Here is an 11,374-nt window from a genome sequence, read left to right as displayed (position 1 = left end):
GCCATCCCCATAACTTGGTTGGGATTCCTTTGGCAACAGCGCGAGCAGTATCTATTTGGCTTGCGGCAGTTAACCATCAGTAACGTTGTAAAAAACCAATCAATTACTTAACCACAACAAACACAGTACCTATTTAAGTAGGTGAACGTTTGTGGGTATATCTATAAAGGTTAACTAACCGCTAAAACCGCGAGCCACGTTAATCAACAGCACCTTTTGCTATTTGCTTGCAGCATATACAACATTGCTGTAATCACTCACTGTCACTTTAACGCATGAATATGGCAACTTTTTTACCATCTTTGTACGTAGAGGTGACGACTTCAAAGTCTCAAATAGAGTTAAAAAAGATCATACTGAAGCTAGTAAAACAAACACAATTTATGTGGCTTCACATCAACGACTCATGATCTGTACTGAAAAAGGCTAGCACAAGAAACTGATAAATAAACCGTTCATTAACAAAAAAGTAAATTTATCCATTACACAAGATTACACTGAGTCGTTTTTAGGAATTGCGTGTTGAGGCATTATCAGAGCAAGCCTTGAATTTTTGCACTGATAATACCGTTCGTAATATTAGGAATTTCATTCTCTTCGAGTAGATGGGCGTATACGTACCAAAACCCAGAGTTCAAGATTCAACCTTTTCCATCGTGGCTTATACATCATATTGCAAAGGATGAAGTGTTTTGGAAATTATAATTCGCATTAATTTCATCACCCAGTGAGGCTTTTAATAACCCGCAGCTTGGCCATCTTTTCTTGTTTCGGATGCTCCGTAGTAAACTCCAGTTTTGCCATCTCGCATAATCGCCTGATAACCGCCATAAGGACCAACTGCTTGTTGTAACTTATGACCTTTTTTTATCAGCTCTCTACGGGTTTCCATCGAAAAGCCAGACTCGAGACTGACATACCCTCCATCAGTCATGATTTCACCGGTTGGTTGCGATGAACCACTATGCAAAATTCGAGGCGCATCGCCCGCTTCTTGTAGATTCATACCAAAGTCAATCATGTTAATCAGGATCTGCGCATGCATTTGCGGTTGAGTCGCGCCTCCCATCACGCCATAGCTCATCCATGGTTTACCATCTTTTGTGACAAAGGCAGGAATAATGGTATGAAATGGTCTTTTACCGGGCGCATAACCGTTGTAGTGGTTTTTATCTAACGCAAATAGCTCGCCTCTATTTTGCAAGACAAAGCCAAGCTTAGCTGGAGTCATACCCGATCCCATACCACGGAAATTACTCTGGATCAGCGACACCATATTCCCTTCCTTATCAGCAGTCGTGAGATAAATGGTATCCCCTTCTATAGGACCTGCATGATCGCGTTTAGCTGCTTTATTTGGATCAATCAATGCACGCCTTTCGTCAGCATATGCTTGCGAAATAAGCGTCGCGACTGGTATCTCATTAAAGTCTGGATCGGCGTAGTATTTTGCCCTATCCGCGAAGGCAAGTTTTTTTGCTTCAACAAAGGTATGAATATACTCTGGGCTGTCGAACCCCATTGCCTTGATATCATAGCCCTCTAAAATATTGAGAATTTGCTGGGCGGCAATGCCCTGACCATTGGGAGGTAGCTCCCATAAGGTGTAGCCGCGATAATCAGCACTTACAGGGTCAACCCACTCACTGTGGTGCTCAGCTAAGTCTTGGTAACTTAAGTATCCACCATTGGCCTTCATGTAACGGTCGATTTCTTTAGCAATTTCGCCTTTATAAAAGGCATCGCGGCCTTTTTCTGCAAGTAACTCATAGGTATTAGCGAGTGCCGGATTCTTAAATATCTCTCCCTTTTTAGGCATTTCCCCCTCAGGCATAAATACTTCTTTAAATCCGGAATATTGCTCACGAGCCGACACCGAGCGCTGCATGTAATAAGCAATCAACTCAGAAACTGGAAAGCCGCTTCTAGCGTAGTCGATACTGGGTTGAAGTAACTGTTTCATTGGCAGTTTGCCAAATTTGTTGTGCAGTTCAAACCAACCATCGACCGCACCGGGCACAGAAACAGGAAGCGGCCCATAGCTTGGAATTGTATCGCCTTGCTGCTGTAACTTTGCAAGCGAAAGGCTTTTTGGTGAACGCCCTGAAGCATTGAGACCAAATAACTTTTGTTGCTTCGCGTCCCACACAATAGCAAATAAGTCACCACCGATACCGCAACCTGTAGGCTCCACTAGGCCAAGCATGGCATTGGCTGCAATTGCAGCATCTATGGCGTTTCCGCCTTGCTTCAATACCTCTATTGCGACTTGGGTTGCCAGTGGTTGAGAAGTTGCAGCCATACCTTGGGTTGCAATAACCTCAGAGCGGCTAGCAAAAGCTTTTCCGGTGATCCTGTCATATGCGAGAGCCGCTGAGCTTACCGAAGCACATAGCATACTAACCAGTGTGCACTTCACGACCTTATTCATTTTTTTTCTCTTCTGTTTTCTTTTTAACCAATATAAAAAGCCAATCCGCTTACAGCAATTCATTTGCGGTCAAAGCGAAAGAAAACGAGATTGGACCTAATGCGAAAACTCAGCACTCCGTCACTATAGCGCTTGATCTACCACAATAATATTCGCTCAAATTTGATACAGTTTTTTATAGCTGGACTACACTAATGATTAGTGATTTTGCGGAAAACTAAACGTGCGCAAGAGCGAAATCTAGTGTCGATGTAATCGCAATGAAAGACCTAACCGAAACCAAGGCTATTGAATTGGTTATTTATGAGTAATCGAGTTATTTCTATCAATTTAAAACAAACACTGACTTGGGGCACGTTACTCTGTGGCTTGTTGCTCTCTTCTCTTATTATCTACATTTCATATGTTAGCCAGCGAGACATGCTGCTCGAAAACTATGAGACAAAACTGAGACAAAATTTAACCCATTTAGGTAAACATCTTTTTACTGAGTTTGTGGAGGACAACGACAATAAGATTAGCCTGACCCTCGAGGATTATTATTCTGACAGTAAATATAAAGCGCTCTTCCTTATTCAAGGAGAAACGCTCGTCAACGAAACTCAACACTCAGTGATTGGACTACAAGTATTTAATCAAGTTATCAGCCAAGCGCAAGCCACAGCAACACTACGCACACTTGATCTCACTGTGGCATTTGACCCTAATCAGCAGCACTTTCTCGCAGCCATTCCCATTTCACCTAAAGTACCCGTTGTTGAGTCCGCGAATTTAGTTAGGCTGATTGCTATTTATGACGTAAGCACCGTTTTTCTTTCGTTACGGCAACAATTGATAACTAAGGCGAGTATTTTGGCGGCATTTTTAATACTCATCACTATTGCGCTACTAAGCTTTACCCATCACTTCATTCATAAACCAATCAAAAGGCTGATCCAAGTAGGTGATGCATTATCCACTAACTCTTTAAGCTGTAGAGCTAAAATCATAGGATATGGGGAGTTTGCAGTACTTGCCAAACAGTTCAACGTGATGGCACAAACGTTAGAGAAAAACTGGCAGCAACAATTACAAATCACTCAAGAATTACAGTGTCACCACGCACTTATTACTAGTGTCTTTGAAGCATTGCCGGATATTTTCTTTATAATCAATACGAGCGGCATCATCTTAGAGTGCCATACCGGAAAATCAGACGACTTATATATATCGCCTGAGCATTTTATAAACAAAAAAATGACGGAGGTGTTGCCTTCTCATGCAGCAAAACAATTTAGCCAAGCCATCAAATCTGCCAATCAGTGCCATCAACTAACCCAAATAGAATATCCGCTGACCATTGCAGAGCAAGCGAAGCTGTTCGAAGCTAGGCTCTCTCCGATCCCAGGGACCGAGCAGCTGGTTATCGCAGTGCGTGATATCACAGAGAAAAAGCGCCAAGAGGAAGTCATCTTACATCACGCTTTTTACGATACATTGACTGATTTACCAAATCGTTTTTTAGCGATGGAGCGGCTATCGCAACAACTGCTTGATGCCGAACGCAACGATGAACTTGCGGTAGTATTTTTTATTGATTTAGATGATTTTAAAAGAATTAATGATTCACTCGGACACGAAATGGGCGATCAAATTCTCCTTGCTTCAGGAGAAAGGCTCAAGCAATCGCTACGTGAGCAAGACACCGTGTCACGCCTCAGTGGCGACGAGTTTATTGTTTTAATGGGCGGATTTAAACATACTGAAGACATTACCTCTGTTGCCAATATGCTGATCAAGCTTTTTCACCATCCCATTATTGTCGGCGATAAAGATTTTAATATTTCCGTCAGTATAGGCGTTGCTATCTATCCTTTAGATGCAAACTCCCCTCAAGCACTACTCAGCTGCGCTGATACCGCAATGTACAATGCCAAAAGTAATGGTCGCAACAATTACTGTCTATTTAATCAAAAGATGAGTCAACAGTTGTCTCGACGCATTGAAATTGAGGAAGCACTGCGTGTAGCAATGAATGAAAACGAGTTAGAAGTGTTTTACCAGCCTCAATTTTATATTGAAGACAGTGATGTATTTGGCGCGGAAGCTTTACTCCGCTGGCACAGTAAAACACTGGGTAATATCTCTCCTGCGGAGTTTATTCCCGTTGCGGAACAAAGCGGATTGATCATCGATATCGGATTGTTTGTGCTCTCAACGGCTATTAAACAAGCACGCCAGTGGCAGCAACACTTAGACTCCGACATCCGTATCGCAATCAATTTATCACCAAGGCAGTTTAAAGACCCAAGCCTTTTGAAACAGATTGAGCTATTAGTAAAAGACATCCCGATTGCCAATCGCTTTATCGAGTTGGAAATCACAGAAGGCGTACTGATCTCAGGACAGGCACAGGTAAAACAGACCCTAACCCAATTACATCAGTTAGGGTTTAAATTATCTTTGGATGATTTTGGTACGGGCTATTCGTCACTGAACTATCTCCGTCATTACCCCTTCGATTTACTCAAAATAGACCGCAGTTTTATCAGCGATATGCTCACCACTCACGAGTCTAAAGCGTTAGTTAAAACTATTATTGCCATGGCGCATAATTTATCGATGAAAGTAGTCGCCGAAGGCGTGGAGACACTGGAGCAATTGCGTTTATTGCAGCAACTGGAGTGTGATTTTGGTCAAGGATACTTGATCAGCAAGCCGCTTTCTGCAGCACAATTTGAAACCTTTTACCATACTAAGATCGAACCAGTTAAGCGCTCTTCTTAGCAAGAAAAACAAACTTTCAAAGCAACATCGCTCCCGAATATCCACTTGAGATAATAAATCAGGGTAAACACAAGACTAATAAAAATAATATGTTAGTATTGCAAGGCAGTGTAAGGATTTTTAATCATGAATATAGAGTTACTAGTTAGCAAAGCCAAGCAAGTATGTGACAACCGTGGCGCGCGTTTTACCCCTATTAGAGAAAAAGTATTCAGACTACTCGCCTCGAAACAAGGTGGTGTTGGTGCGTACGACTTACTTGAAGAGCTTAAGTTGACGGAAGCGGCTGCAAAACCAGCTACCGTATATCGTGCCTTAGACTTTCTTTCTGAGTTGGGCTTTATCCACAAAATTGAAAGTACTAATGCGTTTATGCTTTGCCACCACTTCGATCACACACATCCAGTGCAGTTACTGATCTGTGATAGCTGCGGTAACGTTCAAGAGTTACACTCAAACACGATTTCGCATGAACTAAACAGCCTCGCTGCAGAAACTGGATTTGTGGTTACAGAGCAAACCATTGAGGCTCATGGCCGTTGCGAAAAATGTAAAGATTAAGTGCAGTGAGCAAAAAAGCCCACTACACTTATCACTAAGAGCGACACTAATTTATTAAAAATACATAAGGGAAAGTCCATATGAATGTAGAGTTCATCAACCCCTTTTTATCATCTCTAATCAATGTATTGGCTACTATGGCGCAAACTGAATTGACGCCGGGTAAGCCAAAAATGAAGAAAGACGAAGTCGCACAAGGTGATGTATCGGGTCTGATTGGTATGGTTGGTCCACAGACAAAAGGGTCATTTTCGATCACCTTTGAAGAGGGCCTAGCGTTAACCATAATGGAGCGTATGCTTGGTGAACGCCCTGATTCAATTAATGAAGATGTCACTGATATGGTTGGTGAAATCACCAACATGGTCACTGGCGGCGCTAAAAACCTACTCGGCGAAAAAGGCTACGAGTTTGATATGGCGACACCAGTTGTCGTTTCAGGTCCTGGCCATACTATCACTCATAAATGTGATGGGCCTAAGCTTATTATGCCATTCACCTCACCCGACGGTAATGCCAACATTGAAGTCAGCTTCGATAAACTCGCCTAACAGTTAAAAACACACGTTACTTTATGAGTTGGACTCAAAAACAAATTACCTTGAAGCCTCGAAAACGAGGCTTTCACTTAATAGACGATGAGATTATCTCGCAGCTTCCTGACTTACATGACTATCGTATAGGGCTGCTGCACCTGTTTATACAACACACCTCCGCCAGCCTAACAATAAACGAAAATGCCGACCCAACGGTACGTATGGATATGGAAAGCCACTTTAATCATTTTGTACCACAGAGGCAAAGCTACTACCGCCATGACTATGAGGGTGATGATGATATGCCAGCACATATCAAATCCAGCACCTTAGGATGTGAAGTAACCATTCCCATTTCTGAGGGCCGCCTACGTTTAGGTACTTGGCAAGGTATTTATCTCGGTGAGCATCGTGATCACGGTGGTGTAAGACGTGTTATCGCAACGCTTCAAGGTGACAAAAAAGGCTAGGCGCTCAGCGTTTAGCCTTCAATGTATTCGTAGCTTACTCTTGGAGTGACGTTACACAACAGCTCATATGGAATAGTACCTGCACATTGCGCTATTTCTTCTACTGGTAGGTTTGGTCCCCACATTTCTACTTCGTCACCAACTTGAATGCCATGGGGATTATCACCAATATTCACACTGATCATATCCATCGACACAGTGCCAACTATGCCGTAACGCTGGTTACCAATAACCACTGGTGTGCCAATTTTAGCGTGTCTGGGATAACCATCTCCATAGCCAACACCAATGACGGCAAGATAGGTATCCTGTTCACATTGCCAACGTCCGCCATATCCCACCGCTTGATGCGCCCTCACCCGCTTGATGGCAATAACTTTAGTGGTCAAGCGCATGACTGGTCTTAAACCATGTTGCTGTCCAACGCGAGCGAGCATAGGCGAAACACCATAAAGCATTAGACCGGGACGGATCCAGTCGCCATGAGATTCAGGCCAGCCTATGATCCCCGCAGAGTTTGCCAAACACAATGGTGCGTGACTTTGGCCAACTAAAGACTTAAATAGCACTTGTTGTACTTCGGTTTTATTGTCTTTGATATCATCAGCACAAGCAAAGTGTGTCATTAAGTGGATTTTATCAGCAACATTTTTTGAGCGCTTGAGGCGGGCATAAAACGCTTCAAACTCTTCAGGCTCAACGCCGAGACGGTGCATACCGGTATCTACTTTTAGCCACACTGTGAGCGGCGCATCTAAATCAGCACGCTCAATGGCTTCAAGCTGAGAAATGTCATGCACTATGGTTTGCAAATTATTGGCAAGTAGAATAGGTAAATCAGAAGGATGAAAAAAACCTTCCAACAGGACAATTGGTTTAGTGATGCCACCTGTTCTCAGCGCGAGCGCTTCATCAACTCTCGCCACAGCGAATGCATCTGCATCTTGCAAATGCTGCGCTATTTTAACCAAACCATGGCCGTAAGCATTGGCCTTAAGTACAGCCATAATCTTACTTTTTGGCGCCAGTTTTTGCGTTAGCTGTAGGTTTTCTCTCAGCGCGGTTAAATCTATTTCAGCACTCGCTAGTCGCATTTCATTACTCAATTGACAGTTAATATTCGTCGTCCATTGCTGGACCCGCATAGTTATCGAATCGAGAGTATTGACCTTGGAAGGTTAACCTAACCTTACCGATAGGACCGTTACGCTGCTTACCTATGATGATTTCAGCCGTGCCTTTGTCGGGGCTATCGTCGTTATAAACTTCATCACGATAAATGAACATGATTAAGTCGGCATCCTGCTCGATAGAGCCTGATTCACGTAAGTCGGAGTTAACTGGGCGTTTATCTGCACGTTGTTCTAGCGTACGGTTAAGCTGAGAAAGCGCGATAACTGGGCATTGCAGCTCTTTTGCGAGCGCCTTTAATGAGCGAGAAATTTCAGCAATCTCAAGCGTACGGTTGTCTGAAAGGCTCGGTACGCGCATGAGCTGCAAGTAGTCCACCATGATCATGCTGATCCCACCGTGATCGCGTGCAATTCTTCTAGCGCGTGAACGCACATCTGTTGGCGTAAGGCCGGACGCATCATCAATGTACATCTTGCCTTTTTCCATCAGTAAGCCCATGGTAGATGACAGGCGTGCCCAATCATCATCGTCTAATTGACCGGTACGTACTTTAGTTTGGTTGATACGACCAAGTGAAGCGAGCATCCTCATCATGATCTGTTCTGAAGGCATCTCTAGCGAGTAGATCAGAACCGGCTTATCTTGCGTCATCGCGGCATGCTCAGCCAAGTTCATCGCAAAAGTGGTTTTACCCATCGACGGACGCGCTGCGACAATGATCAAATCAGAAGGCTGTAGTCCTGCCGTCATCTTGTCTAAGTCGCCATAGCCTGTACTTACCCCGGTAACACCATCTTGTGGAGATTGGTAAAGTTCTTCAATTTTATCAACTGTTTTCTCTAGAATGCTATGAATGCTTTGCGGGCCTTCAGTACTTTTAGTGCGCTGCTCAGCAATCTTAAATACCTTGCTCTCAGCTAAGTCTAACAGTTCATGGCTATCTCGTCCCTCAGGATTAAAGCCTGCCTCAGCTATTTCATTCGCCACACCAATCATTTCGCGAACAACCGCGCGCTCACGGACGATACTCGCGTATGCATCAATGTTTGCAGCACTTGGCGTGTTTTTAGCAATCTCAGCAAGATATGAGAAACCACCTATGGTTTCTAACTGATTATTCTTTTCAAGATTCTCAGAAATTGTGATTAAATCGATAGGTTGACTAAGCTCTACCAGCTTTTCCATTGCTTCAAAAATCAGCTTATGGGTTCTGGTATAAAAGTCATGAGACACCACCAATTCCGCAACACGGTCAAAGGCTTCATTATCTAACATCAAGCCACCGAGCACAGATTGCTCAGCTTCAATTGAGTGCGGTGGAACTTTTAAGGTATCGACTTGTATATCTGGTTTAGCCATATCACAACATAGAGAAATTGAAGGCCCTCTATTGTATCTGGTCTACTCATAAGTGCAAATAACAAAAGGCCAGAGTTTGGGGAAACTCTGGCCTTTTGTTGTCCTTATTGCTCTATTGCTTCACTAGTTACGCTTTAGCTCAATATTGCCGCTAACAGTATCGATTTCTACATCAGCATTACCACCGTTAAGCACAAACTCAAGTGAACGAGCTGGGCCATATTTGGCTTTTTTAACTTGCTCTGAACTTAGCTCATTGGTGATATGGCCGCCAGAATGTGCGTTGATTTCAAACCTTGCTGATACATCCGTAGGGAAATAAAGTTCAATATCGCCGCTAACGCTGTCCATATTTATATTGGCGTTATCCAGTAACTTTGCTGCATATACTGCTATTTCGCCGTTAACGGTAGATAAGCGTAGATCTTTTAACTCTGCCATCTTTAACTCGACTTCGCCATTGACGTTTTCTAAGCGCAGCTCGGTCGCGGTGGTTTGCGTTTTAATTTCGCCATTAACGGCGTTAAATCTTAGCTTACCGTTCGAAGCGATATCCTCAATGTCCCCATTGACGGTTTCAAACTGAATATTGCCATCCAAGTCACGACTATCAATATCACCATTTACGGTTTCTAACGCAATTTTACCGCTGATTTTACTCGCTTTAATATTGCCGTTGACCGTTTTGATACGGGCGCCCGCCGTTAAATCAGCCGCTTCAACATCAACCACCACCCCTTCAAAATTTAACTCACTAGTACGAGGCATATAAATGGTAAGTGTAGAGCCATCACCACCGCCCCAACTTTTATAGCGTCTTGGCATCTTCACGATAAACTCGGTTACCTCGCCAGAGGTCTCTAATTTATAACCCTCAGCTTTATCGTCTAACTCGCCTGTCACTTTAAAAACGTTTTTATCCCATGTCTTTATCGTTACGTCACCGCGCTGATTCTCGATGACAACTTTACCATTTGCAGGAACCGACAGTTCTTTATCGATAGACTCTCCTGCGAACACCATCGCAGGTAGTGCCGTTAGGCCAATAATTAATGCTTTCATCCTAATTCTCCTAAATTTGTTGCCAACGAGGTTGGTGAACCTTATTGATTAAGTCGAGTTGCTGCTGATAAACCTGAGCTAACATTTTTAACAGCGCTGCGTTCTCAGGATCTTGCTTTAAAGACAGCTTGATCGCTTGTTCCGCTTGCTCGAGCTCTTGCAATTGTGCCTGCCAATCAGAAGTCAGCGCTGGCTGCGTTTCATATTGAACCAGTAAAGACTGCTTTTGCTGCTCAAAAAAAGCGCTAATATTAGCCAATGAGTCTTGCTTGGGCTGATTCATAATCACTTGCCAAGCGAGTAAACCCGCAATAGTACACGCCGCAATACCTGATAACTTTTGCCAATTACTTTGTTTTGGCGGCTGCATCGGTTGTGCTTGATTGATTGCACGCTCAACGCCTTGCCATAAGTCACGTTGTGGCTTTGGCTGCGACTGTTCGTCATTCAGTGCGGTATGCATAAATTCATCAAAAGATGGTTTAGTCATTGTTGTACCACTCCTGTAATAAGTTACGTGCTCGGTGATATTGCGATTTACTCGACCCTACGGCCATGTTTAACATATTGGCAATTTCCTCGTGGCGATACCCTTCAACAGCATGTAATACGAAGACCAACCTAGCGCGTTCAGGCAATCTGACAATGAGTTTATCTAAGCCATTTAGCTCTCCTAGCTGCTCAGCACCTTGCTCATCCAGCCCGGATTGTTCAAAGCTTACGACCTTTTGTAACCAGTTCTTTTGCTTTCTAAGATAGCTGATAGCAATATTACTGGTCACACTATGAAGCCAAGTCGTAAATTGTGATTGCCCTCTAAATTGGTCTATCTTTTGCCACAGTTGCACAAAAACTTCCTGGCATGCATCTTCTGCATGAGCGGGCTCAGCGAGCAACCTAAGACACAACGCATATACGCGACGATGGTGTTGCTCAAATAGTTCCCGAAATGCACCTTGATCCCCTTGCTGGCATCTAGCCACTAGCGCATCGGTTTGTTCTTGTGTAAATGCCTCTTTGGCATTAATTATCATGCGTCTGTTCCTTTGGGTTGA

At 43.5% G+C, this 11,374-nt stretch carries 10 protein-coding genes; 4 read left to right on the top strand and 6 right to left on the bottom strand.

The features are described 5' to 3' along the window. Positions 1-736 precede the first annotated feature (736 nt). Complete coding sequence (gene ggt / locus CWC29_RS00420; protein ID WP_128728844.1) at positions 737-2,431, bottom strand: gamma-glutamyltransferase; 1,695 nt, start codon at positions 2,429-2,431, stop codon at positions 737-739. 303 nt (positions 2,432-2,734) lie between these two features. Between ggt and CWC29_RS00415 the strand changes: the two genes are divergently transcribed. From CWC29_RS00415 to CWC29_RS00400, 4 genes are all read left to right on the top strand, one after another. Continuing rightward, positions 2,735-5,197, top strand: a complete 2,463-nt coding sequence (locus CWC29_RS00415) for an EAL domain-containing protein (RefSeq protein ID WP_235956497.1) — start codon at positions 2,735-2,737, stop codon at positions 5,195-5,197. 126 nt (positions 5,198-5,323) lie between these two features. Next, positions 5,324-5,758 (top strand): zinc uptake transcriptional repressor Zur, encoded by a 435-nt coding sequence (gene zur / locus CWC29_RS00410; protein ID WP_010368795.1) that lies wholly within the window; start codon positions 5,324-5,326, stop codon positions 5,756-5,758. Between the two features lie 80 nt (positions 5,759-5,838). Then, a complete protein-coding gene (locus CWC29_RS00405; RefSeq protein ID WP_128728845.1) occupies positions 5,839-6,309 on the top strand; it encodes a chemotaxis protein CheX in 471 nt (156 codons plus the stop codon). Positions 6,310-6,332: 23 nt separating this feature from the next. After that, the gene (locus CWC29_RS00400; RefSeq protein WP_128728846.1) at positions 6,333-6,764 is read left to right on the top strand and encodes a secondary thiamine-phosphate synthase enzyme YjbQ; all 432 of its coding nucleotides are present in this window, start codon (positions 6,333-6,335) and stop codon (positions 6,762-6,764) included. A gap of 11 nt (positions 6,765-6,775) precedes the next feature. Here CWC29_RS00400 and alr read toward each other — a convergent pair whose 3' ends face one another. The 5 genes from alr to CWC29_RS00375 all read right to left on the bottom strand — a co-directional run bounded on the left by alr (position 6,776) and on the right by CWC29_RS00375 (position 11,353). Beyond that, positions 6,776-7,858, bottom strand: a complete 1,083-nt coding sequence (alr, locus tag CWC29_RS00395) for an alanine racemase (RefSeq protein ID WP_128728847.1) — start codon at positions 7,856-7,858, stop codon at positions 6,776-6,778. 19 nt (positions 7,859-7,877) lie between these two features. After that, complete coding sequence (gene dnaB, locus CWC29_RS00390) at positions 7,878-9,257, bottom strand: replicative DNA helicase (RefSeq protein ID WP_017217222.1); 1,380 nt, start codon at positions 9,255-9,257, stop codon at positions 7,878-7,880. 123 nt (positions 9,258-9,380) lie between these two features. Further along, on the bottom strand, positions 9,381-10,319 hold the full coding sequence (locus tag CWC29_RS00385) for a DUF4097 family beta strand repeat-containing protein (RefSeq protein ID WP_128728848.1): 939 nt from the start codon (positions 10,317-10,319) through the stop codon (positions 9,381-9,383). A gap of 10 nt (positions 10,320-10,329) precedes the next feature. Beyond that, positions 10,330-10,809: a hypothetical protein gene (locus CWC29_RS00380; RefSeq protein WP_128728849.1), complete on the bottom strand. Its 480-nt coding sequence runs from the start codon at positions 10,807-10,809 to the stop codon at positions 10,330-10,332. After that, positions 10,802-11,353, bottom strand: a complete 552-nt coding sequence (locus CWC29_RS00375) for an RNA polymerase sigma factor (protein WP_128728850.1) — start codon at positions 11,351-11,353, stop codon at positions 10,802-10,804. Before CWC29_RS00375 ends, CWC29_RS00380 begins: the two co-directional genes overlap by 8 nt. Positions 11,354-11,374 lie beyond the last annotated feature (21 nt).

The organism is Pseudoalteromonas galatheae, from assembly GCF_005886105.2.
Lineage (GTDB): Bacteria > Pseudomonadota > Gammaproteobacteria > Enterobacterales > Alteromonadaceae > Pseudoalteromonas > Pseudoalteromonas galatheae.
This window is presented reverse-complemented; position numbering and strand designations above follow the sequence as displayed.

Coding starts and splice junctions, on each gene's coding strand:
- ggt (WP_128728844.1), bottom strand. CDS start 2,431: ATGAATAAGGTCGTGAAGTGCACACTGGTTAGTATGCTATGTGCTTCG.
- CWC29_RS00415 (WP_235956497.1), top strand. CDS start 2,735: ATGAGTAATCGAGTTATTTCTATCAATTTAAAACAAACACTGACTTGG.
- zur (WP_010368795.1), top strand. CDS start 5,324: ATGAATATAGAGTTACTAGTTAGCAAAGCCAAGCAAGTATGTGACAAC.
- CWC29_RS00405 (WP_128728845.1), top strand. CDS start 5,839: ATGAATGTAGAGTTCATCAACCCCTTTTTATCATCTCTAATCAATGTA.
- CWC29_RS00400 (WP_128728846.1), top strand. CDS start 6,333: ATGAGTTGGACTCAAAAACAAATTACCTTGAAGCCTCGAAAACGAGGC.
- alr (WP_128728847.1), bottom strand. CDS start 7,858: ATGCGACTAGCGAGTGCTGAAATAGATTTAACCGCGCTGAGAGAAAAC.
- dnaB (WP_017217222.1), bottom strand. CDS start 9,257: ATGGCTAAACCAGATATACAAGTCGATACCTTAAAAGTTCCACCGCAC.
- CWC29_RS00385 (WP_128728848.1), bottom strand. CDS start 10,319: ATGAAAGCATTAATTATTGGCCTAACGGCACTACCTGCGATGGTGTTC.
- CWC29_RS00380 (WP_128728849.1), bottom strand. CDS start 10,809: ATGACTAAACCATCTTTTGATGAATTTATGCATACCGCACTGAATGAC.
- CWC29_RS00375 (WP_128728850.1), bottom strand. CDS start 11,353: ATGATAATTAATGCCAAAGAGGCATTTACACAAGAACAAACCGATGCG.